This is a genomic window from Pseudomonas sp. YH-1 (assembly GCF_051990045.1).
Taxonomy (GTDB): Bacteria; Pseudomonadota; Gammaproteobacteria; order Pseudomonadales; family Pseudomonadaceae; genus Pseudomonas; species Pseudomonas nicosulfuronedens.
Window position 1 is genome coordinate 5396368 of record NZ_CP178184.1, and the last position, 19034, is coordinate 5415401.

Here is a 19034-nt window from a genome sequence, read left to right on the forward strand (position 1 = left end):
ATGTGTTTCACGGCAATAACGCCGGCTGATGCCGGCGTTAAAGAAAAGCCGCACGCCTTTGCAGGCCGTGCGGCTTCTTTCGTCGGGGAACCGACGACTACGTCTTATGCCTGGTGGGCAACGATGTAGTCGATGGCTTCCTGAACGGTGGTGATCTTTTCGGCTTGCTCGTCGGGGATTTCGGTCTCGAATTCCTCTTCCAGAGCCATCACCAGCTCAACGGTGTCAAGGGAGTCGGCGCCCAGGTCTTCAACGAAGGAAGCGCTGTTGGTGACTTCTTCTTCCTTAACGCCGAGTTGCTCAGCAACGATCTTCTTGACGCGTTCTTCGATGGTGCTCATACCTTGTTTTCACTCCTATGGACAATCCGTACAGCTGGGCTGCGGGTAAGTGTATAGAAAGGGTTTTCTGCATTTCAAGCTGAACGCTGACGCCCCTTCCCGGCAACCCAGATGCTCTGTCTATTCCAGCGTGACGACGCTTGGAGAATTTTAGACAGCGCATATGACATCGCCAGGAAGGAACTGGTCACATCAGCTCATGTACATTCCGCCATTCACCGGTACCGTGGCACCCGTTACATAAGCTGCGCCCTCGGAAGCGAGGAATGCTACCACTTTGGCGATCTCTTCGGCTTGTCCCAGTCGACCCAGCGGAATCTGGCCGAGCAGCGCCTCGCGCTGAGCCTCGGGCAGTTCGCGAGTCATGTCGGTGTCGATGAAGCCCGGAGCAACCGCGTTGACAGTGATAGCACGGGACCCAACTTCGCGCGCCAGGGCGCGGGTGAAGCCTTCCAGGCCAGCCTTGGCAGCGGCGTAGTTGGTCTGCCCGGCGTTACCCATGGCACCGACGACGGAGCCGATATTGATGATGCGACCCCAGCGAGCCTTGGTCATGCCGCGCAGAACGGCTTTCGACAAACGGTAGAGGCTGTTGAGGTTGGTGTTGACCACATCGAACCACTCGTCATCTTTCATGCGCATCAGCAGGTTATCGCGGGTGATACCGGCGTTATTGACGACGATAGCCGGTGCTCCGGATTCCTTCTGGATGGCTTCGACAACGGCGGTCACGGACTCGTCATTGGATACATCCAGCACCATGCCCGAACCCTGGATACCGTTTTCCTTGAGGTACTCGGAAATCTTCTGCGCGCCGGACTCGCTGGTGGCGGTGCCGACCACTGTGGCACCCATGCGCCCCAGTTCCAGCGCAATGGCCTGGCCAATACCACGGCTCGCGCCGGTAACCAGGGCAACCTTACCTTGCAGACTCATGCCTTATCTCCTGTTCAAGCCAGAGCCGCGCGGGCTGCGCCGAAGGCGTCCGCGGAGTCCAGGTTGTGGGTGGTCACGCCCTTGGCGCAACGCTTGTTCAAACCAGCCAGTACCTTGCCCGGGCCGCACTCGACCAGGTCGGTGACGCCCTTCTCGGCCAACAGTTGCACGCTCTCGACCCAACGGACCGGACTGTACAGCTGCGCCAGCAGGTCGCGCTTGAGCGCGGCCAGATCAGCCGGGACTTGGGCGGTAACGTTCTGTACCAGGGCGATCTGCGGCATCTGCCACTGAACGGCTTCGACAGCCTCGGCGAAACGCTCGGCAGCCGGACGCATCAGCTCGCAGTGCGAAGGTACGCTGACCGGCAGCGCGACGGCACGCTTGGCGCCACGGGCCTTGCACGCCTCGATGGCACGCTCGACGGCCTTGGCCGCACCAGCGATCACCACTTGACCGGGCGCATTGAAGTTCACGGCACTGACCACTTCACCCTGGGCCGCCTCGGCGCAGGCGGCAAGCACGTCAGCATCTTCGAGACCGAGAATGGCGGCCATACCACCAGTGCCGGCAGGAACAGCCTCCTGCATCAATTGGCCACGGCGCTCGACCAGCTTCACCGCATCGGCGAAAGCCAGGCTGCCGGCGGCAACCAGCGCGGAGTACTCACCCAGGCTGTGGCCGGCGACGTAAGCCGGCTGCACACCACCTTCGGCCTGCCACAGGCGCCACAGGGCGATGGAGACAGTGAGAATGGCGGGCTGGGTCTTGTCGGTCTGGTTCAGGCGCTCTTCCGGACCGTCCTGCACCAGGGCCCAGAGGTCATAACCCAGGGCATTGGAGGCTTCAGCGAAGGTATCGCGCACGATGGCGTGTTGAGCGCCCATCTCGGCAAGCATGCCGAGCGACTGCGAACCTTGACCGGGGAATACGAAGGCGAGGGATGCGGACATTGCAACAGGTCCCTTTTGTCTGTGTCGTCAAATGGATAACGCCGGCGAGAGCCTGGCGCATTGAACTGACAGTTGGATGACGGTCTGACGACCGCGGTCACACATTAGAGCAGATGTTCCAGACGACCATGCAGCCGCTGGGGCAGATTCTCGCGAACTTCCAGCAGCGCGCGACGCAGGGCGCTCTGGATGCCCTCCTCTTTCGCACTGCCGTGACTCTTCACCACGATACCCTGCAAACCCAGGAAACTCGCGCCATTGTGCTGGGAAGGCGTGAGATCGCCGCGCAGCCGGCGCAGGAATGGCATCGCCATCAGTCCGACCGCCTTCGCTGGCAGACTGGAGTTGAACAACTCTTCCAGACGCGCCGCGACCATCGCTGCCAACCCCTCGCTGGACTTGAGCAGGATGTTACCGACGAAACCGTCGCACACCACCACATCCGCCAGCCCGCGATACAGGCCATCGCCTTCGATGTAGCCGATGTAATTCACGCCACGCGCCTGCTGCAGGAGACTGGCCGCCAGCTTCACCTGCTGGTTGCCCTTGATGTCTTCGGTACCGACATTCAGCAACGCGACCCGAGGATTACTCTTGCCCAGCGCCTCTGCGGCCACGGCACCCATGACGGCAAATTGATAGAGATGCTCGGCGCTGCAGTCGACATTGGCGCCCAGGTCGAGCAGATGGCAGTGGCCGGTTTGCGTCGGCACGGCCGTCACCATCGCTGGTCGGTCGATACCGGGCAACGTCTTGAGCAGGTAACGGGAGAGCGCCATCAGCGCACCAGTATTGCCGGCACTGACGCAGGCATGAGCCTTGCCATCCCGAACCAGCTCGAGGGCAACACGCATGGAGGAATCGGGCTTGCCACGCAACGCCTGGGACGGACGCTCGTCCATCGTGACGATTTCGCTGGCGTGGTGGACATGAAGACGCTGACGCTCGACCGGAGAAAGGCCGCGCAGGTGTTCTTCTATCAGAGGAGCTTGGCCGACAAGGACCAGCTGGAGGAAAGCATATTCGGCCAGAAAGGAAATGCAGGCCGGAACAATGCAGTGGGGACCGTAGTCCCCACCCATTGCATCAATCGCGATGATTGGTGCGGACAAAGATTACTCGTCAGAGCCTTTGTCTACGACCTTGCGGCCGCGATAGAAACCGTCCGGGGAGACGTGGTGGCGCAGGTGAACTTCACCGGTGCTCTTTTCCACGGACAGAGCGTTCGCGTCCAGGGCATCGTGCGAACGACGCATGTCACGAGCGGAACGGGATTTTTTGTTCTGCTGAACAGCCATGATTGATTAACTCCTAAACGTTTGGGTCACGCTTCAACTGCGCCAGTACGCTGAACGGATTGGGCCGCTCTTCGACGTTCTCGCTCGGTTCGGGCGCTGTAGCGTATCCCACCGGCTGCTGGCAATCCTCAGGGTCATGGACCGGCACGATGGGCAAGGCGAGCAGCAACTCGTCCTCAGCCAGCGAGGTCAGGTCGATGGGGTCATCCCCCACTTCCAGCGCATCGTAGCCACTGGGCAGATCATCGATCGACTTGCCTTCCGGGATGATGACGTAATCGTACTCACCACCCACATGGAATTTGGCCGGCTCGAGACAGCGCTGGCATACCATGCTCACCTCGCCATTGAGCTCGACGTGCATGACCGCCAGTTTCTGCTGGTCACGGAAGAAGGAAAACTTCGCGTGAACATCGCCATCACTGCTGGTCAGTTGCTCGCTGAGACGTGCCATCTTGGCGATCGGCAGCACACCCTCGAGGGTGGCGGCGCGTTCTACCAATTTGCGCGGATCAACGTGAGGTGGTATCGGTCCATTCAACATAAGCGCGCCATTATAGGGATGCACCCGAAGCTGTCAAAGGAAATTAGCCATAAACCGCTGTATGGACAGCCCTTTTCGCTAGAATCGCGGTGACGCTCCGAAGGAATTCTCCATGCTACCCCTGATCCTTGCTTCCAGCTCGCCCTACCGCCGCGAATTATTGCAGCGACTGCGACTGCCGTTCGAATGCGCCAGCCCAGACATCGACGAAACCCCACTGCCCGGCGAGAACGCTGAACAACTGGTGCGCCGGCTGGCGGAAAGCAAAGCTCGCGCACTGGCCCAGCACTATCCCACCCACCTGATCATCGGCTCGGACCAGGCCGCGGTTAACAGCAGCCGGATTCTTGGCAAACCGCACAACCTCGAGCGCGCAACCGAACAACTGAAGGATGCCAGCGGCAAGAGCGTCAGCTTCCTCACCGGACTCTGCCTGCTCAATAGCCAGAGCGGTCAAGCTCAAATCGATTGCGTGCGTTTTACCGTGCACTTCCGCAATCTCGACGACGCACGCATTCGCCGCTACCTGGAAGCCGAACAACCGTTCGACTGCGCCGGCAGCTTCAAGGCCGAAGGCCTGGGCGTCAGCCTGTTCCGCTCTACCGAAGGTGAAGACGCCACCAGCCTGGTCGGCCTGCCGCTGATTCGCCTGGTGGACATGCTGCTGGCCGAACAGGTCCCCATCCCCTGAAACAGAAAGCCTGAAACAAGAAGGCCCGGCATTTGCCGGGCCTTTTTCCTTCCTTATATAAGGAAGCGTATTCAGCGCAGGGCCGGACCCTGAAAGCCCATCCACATCGCCATGCGCTCGGCGACGCTGGCGCCCAGCTTTTTGGTAAAGCGGTCGAAGGCCGTTTCCTGGACGGTGTAATCCACGATTTCTTTCTCCTTGATGACCTCGCGCGCGACGTAGCTGGAGCTACCCAAACCATCAATGAGCCCCAACTGCAACGCCTGCTCGCCAGACCAGATCAGACCGGAGAACAGCTCCGGATGATCCTTGTCTTTCAGGCGATCACCGCGCCCCTTCTTCACTACGTCGATGAACTGCTTGTGAGTGGTATCCAGCACCTGCTGCCAGAAGGCCGTTTCATCCGCCTTCTGTGGCTGGAACGGATCTAGGAACGCCTTGTGCTCGCCCGAGGTATAGATGCGGCGATCCACGCCCAGCTTCTCCATGGTGCCGACGAAGCCGAAAGTCGCCGCCGTCACACCAATGGAACCAACCAGACTGGCCTTGTCGGCATAGATTTCGTCGGCGGCACTGGCGATGTAATAGGCACCGGAGGCACCCAGATCGCTGATAACCGCGTAGACCTTGATATCCGGATGCTCACCGCGCAGGCGCTTGATTTCATCGTAGATATAACCAGACTGAACCGGGCTGCCGCCCGGACTGTTGATACGCAGGACGATGCCCTTGGTGCCCGCATCCTCGAACGCGGAACGCAGCGCACCAACGATGTTGTCGGCACTGGCCGGCTCGTTGTCGGCAATCATGCCCTTCACTTCGATCAACGCCGTATGACTGGCACTGCGCGACGCAGACTTGGACAAGCCACTGAAAGGACTGAACAGCGCCAACGCACCGAACAGATAAACGAAGGTCAGCAACTTGAAGAAGATACCCCAGCGACGCGACCGGCGCTGTTCCTGAACACCAGCCAGTACGGCCTTCTCCAGCAACTTCCAGCTCTTTTCGTCACCTGCCACGGTATGTGCAGCCTTGTTATCGTCCGCCTTCCATTCATCCGACATCAGTTGCCTACCTCGAGCACCGGTTTGACCGAACGCCCAGCGAGCCAGGCGCGCAATTCATTGAAATGATTCACTTCCAGTGCCGGAGCATACTCCCGAAGGACCTCCAGCGACTGAGCACCATAGCCCACCGCCACCGAATCCATACCGGCGCGGCGAGCCATCTCCAGGTCGAAAGGTGAATCACCCACCATCAACGCGTCGCGAGCGCCGACCCGACAATGTTCCAGAATCTCGTGCAGCATGCGCGGATCCGGCTTGCTCGCTGACTCGTCGGCAGCGCGAGTGATATCGAAGAAGTCGGTCCAGCCCTGCCCCGCCAGCACGCGATCCAGACCACGGCGATTCTTGCCGGTAGCGACCGCCAACTGGTAGCCCGCCCCGCGAAACTCAGCCATGGCCTCAGACACGCCCGGGAACAGCGGCGAAGGCTGTACCTCCAGGCTCAGGTAGTGATTGCCGTAGTCGAGGCGGAAGCGCTCCAGCGGCTCGCCCTCCTCCACCTCCGGATACAGCGTCTGGATAGCTTCCGGCAGACCCAGGCCAATAATGCCTTTTATGGCCGCATCACTGCGTTCCGGAAGGCCGGAACCGACTGCCGCGACCCGCATCGCCTCGACAATGCGACCAATGGAATCCACCAACGTGCCATCCCAGTCGAAGATCAGCAGGGAATACTCACGCATCCAGACGCTCCACGGTGCGCTGCCAGATTTCGTCCACCGGCGCCTCCAACTCCAGCACAGCGCCATCGGGCAACGGCACGCGCAGGTAGGCCGAGTGCAGGAACAGGCGCTTGCCGCCCAGCTCGCGGATTTCGCGGGAGAAATCTTCGTCGCCGTACTTGGGGTCGCCGGCAATGGAGTGACCAGCGTGCTTGGCGTGCACACGAATCTGATGGGTACGACCGGTGATCGGACGCGCCTCGACCAGGGTGGCAAAATCGCCGAAGCGACGCAGCACCTTGAACTCGGTCAGCGCTTCCTTGCCTTCGGGATTCACTTCCACCACGCGCTCACCGGAGCGCAGATTGTTCTTCAGCAGCGGCACGGCGATCTGCTTCTTCGCTGCCGGCCAGTTGCCGCGCACCAGGGCGTGGTAACGCTTGTCCACGATGCGCTCGCCGCGCAGGGCATCGTGCAGGTGACGCAGCATGCTGCGTTTCTTGGCGATCATCAGCAGACCGGAAGTGTCGCGATCCAGGCGATGCACCAGCTCCAGGTCCTTGCACTCCGGACGCAGCTGACGGAAGGCCTCGATGACCCCGTAATTCAGGCCACTGCCGCCGTGCACGGCGATACCGGTAGGCTTGTTCACCACGATCAGCGCCTTGTCTTCGAAGACAATGGCGGCCTCGAGGCGCTCCAGCAGACCCTGGGCCAGCGGCACCGGTTCGTCACGCTCAGCCAGACGCAGCGGCGGGACACGTATCACGTCGCCGGCCTGCAGCTTGTACTCCGGCTTGATGCGGCCTTTGTTGACCCGCACTTCACCCTTGCGAAGGATGCGGTAGATCAGCGTCTTGGGCACGCCCTTGAGCTGGGTGCGGAGGAAATTGTCGATTCGTTGGCCGGCATACTCCGGCGCGACTTCAAGCAGCTGAACGCCGGAAGTCGGAGGGGCGGGATTTGTCATGCGGATATAATAACAATTTTTCATTCAATTGAAGCACTTAATCATTGCTGCTATATTCGGGAGGCCGCCAAAAGTGGCCAGGCCTGCGGATGATCGCGTAATCGCCATCCCCAACCGCCTGCAAACACATTGAACGGACACGAGGCAGTCCCCGGAAGCGTTGCAACGGCCCGAGCGATTCTCGCGCCGACAGCGCCTCGAAACCCAGGCCTTCAGACATGACCACGGCAACCAAGGTCGCCGTGATAAAAGCCAACCCCGCTCCCGGATTCAGCGAGTGGCACCCGGCTCTTAGGGAAATGTGCAGGGTGGAGATGCACAACTGGCGGATTGCGTTGCGTTCATGCCTTGAACGCATGCCCTGAACGTAGACGCACTTATCGTCCGCATCTGACAGTTAATTCCTCCTCCTGATGAGTGCTTGTTCTTACTCGACAAGCAGGAAACGTAGTCGCGGCACAGCAGATTTATCCTGCTGCCGCTGGACACTGGAATGGTCCGCCGTTCCTGAGTACGTGCCTTAGCACCGACCGTGAGAGTCGTGTGTGCCGATCGCCGTTTCCGGTGGCCCCGGAAACCATTGGTACTACATGAAAAGAATGCTGATCAACGCGACTCAACCCGAAGAGTTGCGTGTAGCGCTGGTAGACGGCCAACGCCTGTTCGACCTGGACATCGAGTCCGGCGCGCGCGAGCAGAAAAAGGCCAACATCTACAAAGGCCGTATCACCCGCATCGAGCCGAGCCTCGAGGCCGCATTCGTCGACTTCGGCGCCGAACGCCACGGCTTCCTCCCCCTCAAGGAAATCTCCCGCGAGTACTTCAAGAAGAACCCTGAAGGTCGCATCAACATCAAGGACGTCCTGAGCGAAGGCCAGGAAGTCATCGTACAGGTCGAGAAAGAAGAACGTGGCAACAAGGGCGCCGCCCTGACCACCTTCATCAGCCTCGCCGGCCGCTACCTGGTGCTCATGCCCAACAACCCGCGCGCCGGTGGCATCTCCCGCCGCATCGAGGGTGAAGAGCGCAACGAACTGCGCGAAGCCCTGAACGGCCTGACAGTTCCCGGCGACATGGGCCTGATCGTCCGCACCGCGGGCCTGGGCCGCAGTTCCGAAGAGCTGCAATGGGACCTGGACTACCTGCTGCAATTGTGGGGCGCCATCAAGGAAGCCTCGGGCGAGCGCAGCGGTCCGTTCCTGATCTACCAGGAAAGCAACGTCATCATCCGCGCCATCCGCGACTACCTGCGCCAGGACATCGGCGAAGTGCTGATCGACAGTCTCGACGCCCAGGAAGAAGCCCTGAACTTCATCCAGCAGGTCATGCCGCAGTACGCGAGCAAAGTGAAGCTGTATCAGGACAGCGTTCCGCTGTTCAACCGCTTCCAGATCGAGAGCCAGATCGAAACCGCCTTCCAGCGCGAAGTGAAACTGCCGTCGGGCGGCTCCATCGTCATCGATCCGACCGAAGCCCTGGTGTCCATCGACATCAACTCGGCCCGCGCAACCAAAGGCGGCGACATCGAAGAAACCGCCCTGCAGACCAACCTGGAAGCGGCCGAGGAAATCGCCCGCCAACTGCGCCTGCGTGATATCGGCGGCCTGATCGTCATCGACTTCATCGACATGACCCCGGCGAAGAACCAGCGCGCCGTGGAAGAACGCGTCCGCGAAGCCCTGGAAGCCGACCGTGCCCGCGTACAGGTTGGCCGCATCTCGCGCTTCGGTCTGCTGGAAATGTCCCGTCAGCGCCTGCGTCCGTCCCTCGGCGAGACCAGCGGCATCGTCTGCCCGCGCTGCAACGGCCAAGGCATCATCCGTGACGTCGAATCCCTGTCGCTGGCCATCCTGCGCCTGATCGAAGAAGAAGCCCTGAAGGACCGCACCGCAGAAGTTCGTGCGCGCGTGCCATTCCAGGTAGCCGCCTTCCTGCTCAACGAAAAGCGCAACGCCATCACCAAGATCGAACTGCGCACCCGCGCGCGCATCTTCATCCTGCCGGACGACCACCTGGAAACTCCGCACTTCGAAGTCCAGCGCCTGCGTGACGACAACCCCGAACTGCTGTCCGGCCACGCCAGCTATGAGATGGCCCCGGAAGAGCACGAGGAAGTCCAGCCGGTCAGCGCCACCCGCACCCTGGTCCGCCAGGAAGCCGCGGTGAAGACCGTTTCCCCGCAGAGCCCTGCCCCGCAGCAGGCTGCCGCCGAAGCACCGGTCGCCGCCGAAGCCACCAAGCCCATGCCTGAGCCAAGCCTGTTCCAGGGCCTGGTGAAGTCGCTGGTAGGCCTGTTCGCCGGCAGCAAGCCGGAGCCGACCCCGGTCGTCGCCGAGAAGCCCGCCACCGAGCGTAGCGAAGGCCAGGGCGAGCGCCGCAACGGTCGCCAGCAGAACCGTCGCCGTGACGGTCGCGATGGTGGTCGTCGTGATGACGAGCGCAAAGAGCGTGGCCGCCGCGACGAGCGCGGTGAGCGCGGTGAGCGCGGTGAGCGTACTGAACGTCCCGCCCGCGAAGAGCGTCAGCCGCGTGAAGAGCGCGCCGAGCGTCAGCCCCGCGAGGAGCGTCAGCCGCGCGAAGAGCGTGCTGAGCGTCAACCACGCGAAGAACGCCAGCCGCGTGAAGAGCGCGCCGAACGTCAACCGCGTGAAGAGCGTCAGCCGCGTGAAGAACGCGCCGAGCGCCAGCCGCGCGAGGAGCGTCAGCCCCGCGAAGAGCGTGGTGAGCGCACCGAGCGTCAACCGCGCGAAGAGCGTCAGCCCCGCGGTGAGCGTGGCGAGCGCGCCGAGCGTCAGCCCCGTGAAGAGCGCCAACCGCGCGAAGACCGTCAGGCTCGCGATGCCGCTGCCCTGGAAGCTGAAGAGCTGCCGAACGAAGAGCTGCTGGACCAGCAGGACGACGAAGGTTCGGACGACGAGCGTCCGCGTCGCCGCTCCCGTGGTCAGCGTCGCCGCAGCAACCGCCGCGAGCGCCAGCGTGAAGCCGGTGTGGATGGCGTTGAAGGCGCAGAAGGCGAAGTGAGCGCTGAAGGCGCTGCCGAACAGGCTGCCTCCGATACTCCGTCGCCTGCCGCCATGGTCGCTGCCGCCGCTACCGCTGTAGCCGTTGCTGAAGCTGCCGCCGAGCAGGATCAGCCTGCTGCTCAGGCTGAAGCCGCGCCCCAGCCGCTGGAATCCGGCGTGGTTGAAGCCGTACGCACCGAAAGCGCTCTGGAGCAGACCATCGAGTTCCTGGCCAAACCCGCCGAGCAACCTGCCGAGCCGGTAGAGACTGCCAACGAGACCGCTGAAGTGACTGCCGCCGAGCCGGTGGTTGCGGAAGAGGCGTCGGCTCCAGCCGCTGAAACCGTGATCGAAGCCGTCGCCCAGCTGCTCGAAGAGCCCAAGACTGAAACCCCGGTGGTTGCCGAGGAAGCTCCGACTACCACTCCGGCAGCGACCGAAGAAGCTCCGGCTGTTCCGGCCAACGCCACCGGCCGCGCCTCCAACGACCCGCGCGAGCGTCGTCGCCAGGAACGCGCCGCCCGCGAAGCAGCCGCTGCTGCCGCTGCCGCTCCGCAGGTGGAGCAGGCTCCGGTCGTCGAAGCCGTGGTTGAAGAAGCCGCTGCCGTGGAAGCCGAAGTCGTGGTTGAGCCGACCGCTGAAGTCACTGTCGAAGCCATCGAGGCCGAAGCTGTGAACGAAGCTGCTGAAGCCGCCGAGCAACCGGCAGCCGAACAGACTGAAGGCGTCGAAGCCGTGAAGTCCGAGGAAGAAGGCTCCGTGGTGGAAAAGCACCACAGCTGATAGCTTCCTGACCTGAAAAAGGGGATGCATCTGCATCCCCTTTTTTATTGCCCGCACACCGCAACGCCAGCACCACATGTAGGAGCGAGCTTGCTCGCGAATAGAATTAACCAGTAACTCAGGCGCTGGACCGTTCGCGAGCAAGCTCGCTCCTACCAAAAGCTCCCAACAAGCGGCCACAAAAAAGGGGATGCCTTGGCATCCCCTTTTTATTGGAAGCGAACTCAGTAGAGATTCGGCTCCATCTCCAACTCCACGCCGAAGCGCTGTTGAATATCGTCACGAATGCGCTCAGCCACTGCATGCAGCTGAGCCCCGGTGGCGCCGCCGTAGTTCACCAGCACCAACGCCTGCTGCGCATGCACGCCCACCGCGCCATCGCGGAAGCCCTTCCAGCCTGCCTTGTCGATCAACCAGCCGGCAGCCAGCTTCATCTGGCCATCGCCCTGCGGATACGCCACCAGATCGCTGTAACGCTGGCGCAGCGCTTCGGTCTGCTTTGCGGAAACCACCGGGTTCTTGAAGAAACTGCCGGCATTGCCCAGCACCGCCGGATCAGGGAGCTTCTCGCGGCGGATCGCGCAGATCACTCGCGAGACATCGGCCGGCGTCGGCGCAGTCACGCCCTCCTCTGCCAGTCGCTGACGCACTGGCCCATAGTCCAGATGCAGCTTCGTCACGCGACTCAGGGTGAAGCGTACGCGCAGGATCAGCCAGCGCCCCGGCTCGCGCTTGAAGCGACTCTCACGGTAGGCAAAGGCGCAGTCTTCCAGGCCGAACTCGCGCAACTCGCCGCACTCGCGGTCCAGCGCGGTCAGGCCGGCAAACACATCCTTGATCTCGACGCCATATGCGCCGATGTTCTGCATCGGCGCAGCGCCGACAGTGCCGGGAATCAAGCTGAGGTTTTCCAGCCCCCCCAGTCCCTGCGCCAGGGTCCAGCGCACGAAGTCATCCCACACCTCGCCAGCTTCCGCCTCGACCAGCACGCGCTCACCGTCATCACTGACGACACGCACGCCACGGGAAGCCATGCGCAGCACCAGCGCGTCGATGTCACGGGTCAGCAGCAGGTTGCTGCCGCCACCGATCACCATCAGCGGCAGGCCCTTTTCGGCAGCAGCAGCGATAGCCGCGCGCACCTCGTCGTCGTCGTGGGCCTGAGCGAACCAGCGCGCCGCGACTTCGACACCGAAGGTGTTGTAGGGCTTGAGGGAAATGCGTTCTTGCAGTTGCAGCGTCACAGGCGCCCCTTCACTTCCGTCAGCAGGCCATCGCAGGCCCTTTCCACCAGATCCAGCACCTGCTCGAAACCGTCCTCGCCGCCGTAGTAGGGATCAGGGACTTCGTCGATTTCCAGCTCGTAGCGGCGCAGGAACAGATCCAGCTCAGCCTTGCCGTGACTGCCGCGCAGCCCCTTCAGATCACGCAGGTTGGCGTTATCCATGGCCAGGATCAGGTCATAACGGGAGAAGTCGGCGATGCTGACCTGCCGTGCGCGCAGGCTCGACAGGTCATAGCCACGGCGCTGCGCCGCCGCTCGGGTGCGCGCATCCGGCGCCTTGCCGACGTGCCAGTCGCCGGTGCCGGCCGAATCGATCTCGATATGACCCTCGAGTCCCGCTTCACGCACCTTGTGGCGGAACACGCCTTCGGCGGTGGGCGAGCGGCAGATGTTGCCCAGGCAGACGAACAGGACCTTCATCAGGCCCCCAGGATGCGCCGGACACGCTCCAGGTCTTCCGGGGTGTCGACGCCGGCTTGCGGCGCTTCCAGGGCGTCAGCCACGTGGATGCGCACGCCATGCCAGAGCGCACGCAACTGCTCCAGGCACTCGGTGTCTTCCAGCCAGCACGGGCCCCAGGCCACGAAATCGCGCAGGAAGCGTGCGCGGTAGGCGTAGATGCCGATGTGGCGGCGGTACGGCACGCTGGCCGGCAGGCTTTCGCGGTCCACCGCGAAGGCATCGCGCGCCCAGGGCAGCGTGGCGCGACTGAAGGTCAGCGCCAGGCCATTCTTGTCGCTGACCACCTTGACGATGTTCGGGTTGAACAACGCGGCCGGGTCGTGGATTTCCTCGCACAGGGTGGCGATACCCGCCTCCGGGTGCGCCGCGAGGTTGGCGGCCACCTGATCGATGATCGACGGCGGTACCAGCGGTTCGTCGCCCTGCACGTTGACCACAATGGCGTCGTCGGCCAGGCCCAGCGCGTCGGCCACTTCCGCCAGGCGATCAGTGCCGGAGTTGTGGTCGGCGCGGGTCAGCACCACCTGGGCGCCGAAGCCCTGGCAGGCCTCGAAGATGCGCTGATCGTCGGTGGCGACCACCACCTGTGCGGCTGAGCTTTTGCCGGCCTGCGCCCAGACGTGCTGGATCATCGGCTTGCCGGCGATGTCCTGCAGCGGCTTGCCGGGCAGGCGGGTGGAGGCGTAGCGAGCGGGAATGACGACGGTGTAGGCCTGGGTCATGGCGTTATTTGTCCAGACGCTCGTCGACGTTCAGGGTACGCGCCTCGCCTTCGAGCATCACCGGAATGCCGTCGCGCACCGGGTAGGCCAGGCCGTCGGCCTTGCAGATCAGCTCGGACTTGTCGTCGGTGAGCTTGAGCGGGCCCTTGCACAGCGGACAGGCGAGGATATCGAGGAGTTTCGGGTCCATGGTGCGTTCCTTGAGCTTAAACAGCGAACAGTTTGAATGCGGACGGCGCCGGATTTCGACGGCAAATCAGCGAGCGAGCAGGCGCTCGAGCTGGGCATCGAACCAGGCGACGAAGGCCGGTGACGGCTGCGCTTCGACGGCGAGGTACCACCAGTCGGGTGCGGCGAAGGACCGGCATTTCACCGCGTCCTTCTCGGTCATGACCAGCGGCAGTTCCGGCGTGAAGCGCAGCTGCTCGGCGGTAAAGGCCGCATGGTCGGGGAAGGGATGCGGAATCGGCCGCCAGTTTAGCGCCTCGAGCGTTGCGAAGAAACGCTGGGGGTTGCCGATTGCGGCCACGGCATGCACCTGCTGACCGACGGGGAAATGCTCGACACCACGGTGTTCGCCGCTGGTCAGGTTGACCAGGGCAGAAGGTCGCAGGCCGAAAGAGAAGGCGCCGGGCGGATCGGACGGCGCGCCGTTGTGCAGCACGGCGTCGACTTCGGCCAGTCGCTCGGCGGGTTCGCGCAGCGGCCCTGCGGGCAGGCAGCGGCCGTTGCCCAGGCCCCGGGCAGCGTCGATCAGCACCAGCTCCAGATCGCGGGCCAGGCGGTAATGTTGCAGGCCATCGTCGCAGAGAATCAGGTCCAGTGCTTCCTCAGCCAGCAGCGCGCGCACGGCACTGGAGCGATCCGGGTCGATCATCAGCGGCACGCCGCTGCGGCGCACGATCATCAACGGCTCGTCGCCCGCCTCCGCCGCCGACTGCTCGGCGCGCACGCGCCAGGGCGTCTGCGGCGGTTTCGCGCCGTAGCCACGGCTGACCACACCGACCTTCAGACCGCGGGCGCGGCAGTGTTCGATCAGCCAGAGAATCATCGGAGTCTTGCCGGTGCCACCCACAGTGATGTTGCCAACCACGATGATCGGTACAGGAGCGCGGTAGGCGGGCTTGGCGCCGGAGAGGAAGTCCTGCCGGCGGCCTTGGGCGACACGCCGGTAGAGCCGTTCAAGCGGCCTGAGCAGAACCAGGGCCGAATGGCCCTTGTACCAGGCGTCGAGCAGGCGGTCGGAGAACGCCATCAGGGGGTCTTCTTGTCCGCCCGGGACTCGATGGTGGTAATGCGCAGGTGAGTGAAGCCCAGCTTGCCAGCGGCATCCATCGCGGTAACCACGGACTGGTAGTCCACCTTGCCGTCGGCAGTGATCACTACCGGCAGGCTGTTGTCACCGGCAGATTCCCGCTGCATCGCGTTCATCAGGTTTTCCAGGTCATCACGCGCCAGGCTCTGGCCGTTGAGTGCGTAGTGACCTTCGAGGCTGATGGAAATTTCCAGCTGCTTGATCTCGGTGGCTTCGGGCGGCGTGCCGCTGACCGCTTCAGGCAGTTCGACCTTGAGCTGCGACGGCTTGGTGAACGAGGTGGCGACCACGAAGAACAGCAGCAGCACGAAGATCACGTCGATCAGCGACGCCAGGTTGATGAAGACGTCCTCGCGGGCCGCTCCGCCCGCTCTGCGGCGGAATTTCACGCTTTGCCTTCCTCGACGAAGTCGACTTCGCGGTCACCCTGGGTCACTTCCACCAGCTTGATGGCTTCCTGCTCCATGGCGATGACCAGCTCATCGACCCGGCGCAGCAGGTAGCGGTGGAAGAACACCGCCGGGATCGCCACGATCAGGCCAGCCGCGGTGGTAATCAGGGCCTTGGAGATACCGCCGGCGAGCATCGGCGCGTTGGCCATGCCATCGCCCATGAAGGCGCTGAAGATCTGGATCATGCCGAACACGGTGCCCAGCAGGCCGAGCAGCGGCGCCATGGCGGCGATGGTGCCCAGGGCGTTGAGGTAGCGCTCCAGTTCGTGGATGACGCGGGAAGCGGCTTCCTCGATGCACTCCTTCATGATCTCGCGACCGTGCTTGGAGTTGGCCAGGCCGGCGGCGAGGATTTCACCCAGCGGGGAAGACGCACGCAGGTCCTTGAGGGCCTGACTGTTCATCTTCTTGTCCTTGATCTGCTTCCACACCTGGCCGAGCAGCTGCGGCGGGGCCACGCGGCTCAAGCGCAGGGTCCAGAGACGTTCGGCGACGATCGCCATGGCAGCGACGGAGCTCAGCAAGATCGGCAGCATCATCCAGCCGCCAGCTTTGACCAGTTCCCACACAGTGGTGAATCCCCTGAAAAAAAGTGGCGCCACTCTAGCACAGGGGCCGTGGCGAGCCGACCGCCCAAGGCTCAATTTTCCTGCCAGAAATGTGCACCTTCCCGCACTCCCCGGACCTCGCCATGGGCACCGAGCGTCAGGGTCAGCGCGCCCTGCTCCGCCGTATCCTGAATCCGTATGCCCAGCGCGCGGAAGCGCTCGACGACCGACGGGTGCGGATGGCCATAAGGGTTGTTGGCGCCGCGCGAGATGATCGCCGTCGACGGCCGGATCGCTCGGAGGAAGGCCAGCCCGGAGGAGCTGCGGCTGCCGTGATGTCCCGCCAGCAACCAGTCGATGCGTTCGCCCGGATGCGCCGCCAGCCATGCCAGCTCGGCGGGTTGCGGCAGGTCGCCGGTGAGCAGGATGCGCTCGCCGTTGGCTTCGATTTCCAGGGCGCAGGAGCGGTCGTTGCTTTCCCGGGCACCCGCCCATGCCCAGCTGGAGAGTCGAACGCCGTCGATTGCCCACTCGTCGACGCGACAGGGCCGGGCCTGCAGCTCCCTTGGCAGACGCTCTGGCTCGCCGCTGATGACTTGAACTGGCTGCAACGAGCTCTTCACCGCCATGGCGCCGCCGGCATGGTCGTTGTCCGCGTGGCTGAGCATCAACATATCCAGACGACCGATCCCCAGGCTGCGCAGCGTCGGCACGACAACGCGCTCGCCGATGTCAAAATCGCCATTGCGCGCCCCAGTGTCATAGAGCCAGGCCTGGCTGCGAGTACGGATCAGCACTGAAAGCCCCTGCCCCACGTCCAGCACACGGATCTCGGCCATGCCGGGCGCGGGCAGCGGCACCGTCGGCCAGAACACCGGCAGGAACATCGCCAGGCCCAGCAAACGCAATGGCACACCAGCCGGCGCAAGCAGCAGGAGCGCCCCCAGCATCGCCAGCACCACCGCCCAGATCGGCGCCGCTACCGGCTGCCAGGCCGGCGCCAGCCCAGCCATCCAGCCCAGCAAGCGGAACAGCAGCTCCAGCAGACCGCCCGAGATCCAGAGCAATGCCTCGCCAAGCCAGGGAAGCCCAAGCGCCAAACTCCCCATCAGGGCCAGCGGCACCACGATCAGCTCCACCCAGGGCACCGCGATCAGGTTGGCGACCACGCCGGAAACACTCAGCGGCAACCCCAGGGCGATGGAAGCCGGCAGCAACCCGACTGCCATCAGCCATTGCGCACGCAGCCAGGTCCGCCAGGCGGTCCAGCGCCCCAGCCGACCCGAGAACCCGAAGATCAGCAACGCCACCGCCGCATAGGACAGCCAGAAGCCCGGCAACAGCACCACCAGCGGCTCGACCAGCAGTACCGTCAGCAAGGCGCCGAGCAAGGGCGTCCACAGCCCTCGATGGCGGTAGCGCAGACGCCACAGCAGGACGATAGAGACCATGACGCAGGCGCGCTGCAACGGCACCTCGAACCCCGCCATCAGGCTGTAGGTCCAGGCACCGCTTGCGGCCAGCAGGCAGGCACAAGGCAACCAGGGCAGGCGCGCAGGCCAGCAGCCAAGCCGCGCCAGCCCAGCGACCAACGCATAGAGCAGGCCGGCCAGCAGCGAGATGTGCGAACCGGAAATCACCATCAGGTGCAGGGTTCCGGTGTCCTGCAGGACCTGCCAGTCCGCCGTGGTCAACCCGGAGGCATCGCCGAGCACGAGGGCGGCGAGCGCCCCGGAACGACCGTGGGCGTCCACCGCCAGCAGGCGTTGCCGCCAGGCTTCGCGCCAGGCGCGAGGACCGCTGGAAGCCTCCAGGCGCTGCCCATCCTTCACGCTGCCGGTGGCACCGATACGCTGGGCGGTGAGCCAGGCCTCGTAGTCGAACCCCGCACCATTGGCCATGCCGTGGGGACGCTTGAGTTTCACCGCCAAGCGCCAGCGCTCGCCGCCCTCCACCGGTGGCCCGCCGAACCAGGACAGGCGCAGCGTGCCAGGGACCTTCGTACGAGGGCTGGAGACATCGGCGAGCAGGAAGCGCACCGAGGGCCCGGAGCGATCCGGCAGCCCCTCCACCCTACCCTCCAGCCATAGCGTGCGGCCGTCCAGTTCCGGCGCCAGGCGGTCATCCAGTGCCCACTGCGCCGACTGACAGGCCCAGGCGAATCCGAGCAGGAACAGGCCGATGAAGTAGCCGCGAGTGAATAACAAGGGCAACGCGATCAGTGCGAGAAGCAGCAGGACCCAGCCGGATGGAAGTGCCGGCATCCAGCGCAGCGCCAGCAATCCCAGGGCCAGCGCGAACATCCCTGTAAGAGGCAACGGAGCGACTCCCCTACCCGGTGCGACCGCCGATCCGATGGGCCGGCGGCGGTTACACACGGACATAGTTGGCAACGAATGACTGTCACCTAGCTAGGCATAATGGTGCGTCGTCCGTCTGCCAGAGATTTCCTCCATGCCGCGCCGAATCTTCAAGCGCTACATGCCGGATCCGGAGAGCATCAGGAACCACAAGGGCCTGCGCTTTCTCGGACCGCTGATCCAGTCGCCCAACCTCTGGCACCTGAATCGCCGCTCCGTGTCCCGCGCCATGGGCATGGGGCTGTTCGCCGCGTTCATTCCCATCCCGCTGCAGATGCTGCTGGCCGCCTCGCTGGCGGTCTGGGTGCGCGCCAATCTGCCCATTTCGGTGGGGCTGGTCTGGCTGACCAACCCGATCACCATGCCGCCGGTGTTCTACTGCACCTACAAGATGGGCGCCTGGGTCATGGGCATCCCGGCGCGCGCGCTGCCCGACCACCTGACCTGGGAATGGATCAGCGGCGAACTGGCGATGCTCTGGCAGCCCTTCCTGTTGGGCTCGGTGATCTGCGGCATCCTGGTGGGCATCCTCGGCTACCTGCTCACCGAGGGTTACTGGCGCTGGTGGATCGGCCGCAGCTGGCGACGTCGCCGGGCGCTGCGCAATCTGCAGCAAGGTCTCTGAAACGAAAAAGCCGCC

Annotated in this window: 20 protein-coding genes; 3 read left to right on the top strand and 17 right to left on the bottom strand. The window is 63.7% G+C overall.

From position 1 onward, the window contains the following. Window positions 1–104: 104 nt before the first annotated feature. The 6 genes from acpP to ACKI1H_RS24640 form a co-directional block, all read right to left on the bottom strand. A complete protein-coding gene (acpP, locus tag ACKI1H_RS24615; protein ID WP_015477931.1) occupies window positions 105–341 on the bottom strand; it encodes an acyl carrier protein in 237 nt (78 codons plus the stop codon). Window positions 342–533: 192 nt separating this feature from the next. Further along, complete coding sequence (gene fabG / locus ACKI1H_RS24620) at window positions 534–1277, bottom strand: 3-oxoacyl-ACP reductase FabG (protein WP_037014455.1); 744 nt, start codon at window positions 1275–1277, stop codon at window positions 534–536. 14 nt (window positions 1278–1291) lie between these two features. Then, window positions 1292–2230 carry an ACP S-malonyltransferase gene (fabD, locus tag ACKI1H_RS24625; protein WP_138526028.1) on the bottom strand — a complete coding sequence of 313 codons (939 nt, stop codon included), beginning with the start codon at window positions 2228–2230 and terminating at the stop codon, window positions 1292–1294. A 104-nt stretch (window positions 2231–2334) separates the two neighbouring features. Continuing rightward, a complete protein-coding gene (gene plsX, locus ACKI1H_RS24630; RefSeq protein WP_440466646.1) occupies window positions 2335–3342 on the bottom strand; it encodes a phosphate acyltransferase PlsX in 1008 nt (335 codons plus the stop codon). Window positions 3343–3345: 3 nt separating this feature from the next. Continuing rightward, on the bottom strand, window positions 3346–3528 hold the full coding sequence (rpmF, locus tag ACKI1H_RS24635; protein ID WP_009621425.1) for a 50S ribosomal protein L32: 183 nt from the start codon (window positions 3526–3528) through the stop codon (window positions 3346–3348). A 13-nt stretch (window positions 3529–3541) separates the two neighbouring features. Next, window positions 3542–4072 (bottom strand): YceD family protein, encoded by a 531-nt coding sequence (locus ACKI1H_RS24640; protein ID WP_045211618.1) that lies wholly within the window; start codon window positions 4070–4072, stop codon window positions 3542–3544. A 112-nt stretch (window positions 4073–4184) separates the two neighbouring features. On the opposite strand from ACKI1H_RS24640, the gene ACKI1H_RS24645 reads away from it, so the two are divergent. Then, window positions 4185–4763 carry a Maf family protein gene (locus ACKI1H_RS24645; protein ID WP_440466647.1) on the top strand — a complete coding sequence of 193 codons (579 nt, stop codon included), beginning with the start codon at window positions 4185–4187 and terminating at the stop codon, window positions 4761–4763. Between the two features lie 71 nt (window positions 4764–4834). Here the strand turns inward: ACKI1H_RS24645 and sppA are convergent, their stop codons facing one another. The 3 genes from sppA to rluC are packed head-to-tail and all read right to left on the bottom strand — an operon-like array spanning window position 4835 to window position 7465. Next, window positions 4835–5830, bottom strand: coding sequence for a signal peptide peptidase SppA (sppA, locus tag ACKI1H_RS24650; protein WP_138526025.1), 996 nt, complete (start codon window positions 5828–5830; stop codon window positions 4835–4837). Continuing rightward, window positions 5830–6516: an HAD-IA family hydrolase gene (locus tag ACKI1H_RS24655; RefSeq protein ID WP_138526024.1), complete on the bottom strand. Its 687-nt coding sequence runs from the start codon at window positions 6514–6516 to the stop codon at window positions 5830–5832. Before ACKI1H_RS24655 ends, sppA begins: the two co-directional genes overlap by 1 nt. After that, a complete protein-coding gene (gene rluC, locus ACKI1H_RS24660) occupies window positions 6509–7465 on the bottom strand; it encodes a 23S rRNA pseudouridine(955/2504/2580) synthase RluC (protein ID WP_138526023.1) in 957 nt (318 codons plus the stop codon). Before rluC ends, ACKI1H_RS24655 begins: the two co-directional genes overlap by 8 nt. A gap of 590 nt (window positions 7466–8055) precedes the next feature. Here rluC and rne point away from each other — a divergent pair. Further along, the gene (gene rne, locus ACKI1H_RS24665) at window positions 8056–11250 is read left to right on the top strand and encodes a ribonuclease E (RefSeq protein ID WP_440466648.1); all 3195 of its coding nucleotides are present in this window, start codon (window positions 8056–8058) and stop codon (window positions 11248–11250) included. Between the two features lie 224 nt (window positions 11251–11474). On the opposite strand, the gene murB is transcribed toward rne, so the two are convergent. From murB to ACKI1H_RS24705, 8 genes are all read right to left on the bottom strand, one after another. Next, the gene (gene murB, locus ACKI1H_RS24670) at window positions 11475–12494 is read right to left on the bottom strand and encodes a UDP-N-acetylmuramate dehydrogenase (protein WP_440466649.1); all 1020 of its coding nucleotides are present in this window, start codon (window positions 12492–12494) and stop codon (window positions 11475–11477) included. Then, window positions 12491–12955 (bottom strand): low molecular weight protein-tyrosine-phosphatase, encoded by a 465-nt coding sequence (locus tag ACKI1H_RS24675; RefSeq protein ID WP_440466650.1) that lies wholly within the window; start codon window positions 12953–12955, stop codon window positions 12491–12493. The genes murB and ACKI1H_RS24675 overlap by 4 nt, the downstream gene beginning before the upstream one ends. Continuing rightward, complete coding sequence (gene kdsB / locus ACKI1H_RS24680) at window positions 12955–13719, bottom strand: 3-deoxy-manno-octulosonate cytidylyltransferase (protein WP_440466651.1); 765 nt, start codon at window positions 13717–13719, stop codon at window positions 12955–12957. The genes ACKI1H_RS24675 and kdsB overlap by 1 nt, the downstream gene beginning before the upstream one ends. A 4-nt stretch (window positions 13720–13723) precedes the next feature. Beyond that, window positions 13724–13909, bottom strand: a complete 186-nt coding sequence (locus tag ACKI1H_RS24685) for a Trm112 family protein (protein WP_009621404.1) — start codon at window positions 13907–13909, stop codon at window positions 13724–13726. A gap of 66 nt (window positions 13910–13975) precedes the next feature. Then, window positions 13976–14974 (bottom strand): tetraacyldisaccharide 4'-kinase, encoded by a 999-nt coding sequence (lpxK, locus tag ACKI1H_RS24690; RefSeq protein ID WP_440466652.1) that lies wholly within the window; start codon window positions 14972–14974, stop codon window positions 13976–13978. Further along, window positions 14974–15423 (bottom strand): ExbD/TolR family protein, encoded by a 450-nt coding sequence (locus ACKI1H_RS24695; RefSeq protein ID WP_045211644.1) that lies wholly within the window; start codon window positions 15421–15423, stop codon window positions 14974–14976. Before ACKI1H_RS24695 ends, lpxK begins: the two co-directional genes overlap by 1 nt. Then, window positions 15420–16055, bottom strand: coding sequence for a MotA/TolQ/ExbB proton channel family protein (locus ACKI1H_RS24700; RefSeq protein ID WP_017519262.1), 636 nt, complete (start codon window positions 16053–16055; stop codon window positions 15420–15422). Before ACKI1H_RS24700 ends, ACKI1H_RS24695 begins: the two co-directional genes overlap by 4 nt. A gap of 71 nt (window positions 16056–16126) precedes the next feature. Then, complete coding sequence (locus tag ACKI1H_RS24705) at window positions 16127–18337, bottom strand: DNA internalization-related competence protein ComEC/Rec2 (RefSeq protein ID WP_440468906.1); 2211 nt, start codon at window positions 18335–18337, stop codon at window positions 16127–16129. A 151-nt stretch (window positions 18338–18488) separates the two neighbouring features. Here ACKI1H_RS24705 and ACKI1H_RS24710 point away from each other — a divergent pair, with 151 nt between their 5' ends. Then, window positions 18489–19019: a DUF2062 domain-containing protein gene (locus ACKI1H_RS24710; protein ID WP_440466653.1), complete on the top strand. Its 531-nt coding sequence runs from the start codon at window positions 18489–18491 to the stop codon at window positions 19017–19019. The last annotated feature ends 15 nt before the right edge of the window (window positions 19020–19034 follow it).

Coding starts and splice junctions, on each gene's coding strand:
- ACKI1H_RS24640 (WP_045211618.1), bottom strand. CDS start 4,072: ATGTTGAATGGACCGATACCACCTCACGTTGATCCGCGCAAATTGGTA.
- ACKI1H_RS24710 (WP_440466653.1), top strand. CDS start 18,489: ATGCCGCGCCGAATCTTCAAGCGCTACATGCCGGATCCGGAGAGCATC.
- ACKI1H_RS24645 (WP_440466647.1), top strand. CDS start 4,185: ATGCTACCCCTGATCCTTGCTTCCAGCTCGCCCTACCGCCGCGAATTA.
- rpmF (WP_009621425.1), bottom strand. CDS start 3,528: ATGGCTGTTCAGCAGAACAAAAAATCCCGTTCCGCTCGTGACATGCGT.
- ACKI1H_RS24705 (WP_440468906.1), bottom strand. CDS start 18,337: ATGTTCGCGCTGGCCCTGGGATTGCTGGCGCTGCGCTGGATGCCGGCA.
- kdsB (WP_440466651.1), bottom strand. CDS start 13,719: ATGACCCAGGCCTACACCGTCGTCATTCCCGCTCGCTACGCCTCCACC.
- fabD (WP_138526028.1), bottom strand. CDS start 2,230: ATGTCCGCATCCCTCGCCTTCGTATTCCCCGGTCAAGGTTCGCAGTCG.
- fabG (WP_037014455.1), bottom strand. CDS start 1,277: ATGAGTCTGCAAGGTAAGGTTGCCCTGGTTACCGGCGCGAGCCGTGGT.
- ACKI1H_RS24655 (WP_138526024.1), bottom strand. CDS start 6,516: ATGCGTGAGTATTCCCTGCTGATCTTCGACTGGGATGGCACGTTGGTG.
- lpxK (WP_440466652.1), bottom strand. CDS start 14,974: ATGGCGTTCTCCGACCGCCTGCTCGACGCCTGGTACAAGGGCCATTCG.
- ACKI1H_RS24685 (WP_009621404.1), bottom strand. CDS start 13,909: ATGGACCCGAAACTCCTCGATATCCTCGCCTGTCCGCTGTGCAAGGGC.
- rluC (WP_138526023.1), bottom strand. CDS start 7,465: ATGACAAATCCCGCCCCTCCGACTTCCGGCGTTCAGCTGCTTGAAGTC.
- ACKI1H_RS24675 (WP_440466650.1), bottom strand. CDS start 12,955: ATGAAGGTCCTGTTCGTCTGCCTGGGCAACATCTGCCGCTCGCCCACC.
- rne (WP_440466648.1), top strand. CDS start 8,056: ATGAAAAGAATGCTGATCAACGCGACTCAACCCGAAGAGTTGCGTGTA.
- acpP (WP_015477931.1), bottom strand. CDS start 341: ATGAGCACCATCGAAGAACGCGTCAAGAAGATCGTTGCTGAGCAACTC.
- sppA (WP_138526025.1), bottom strand. CDS start 5,830: ATGTCGGATGAATGGAAGGCGGACGATAACAAGGCTGCACATACCGTG.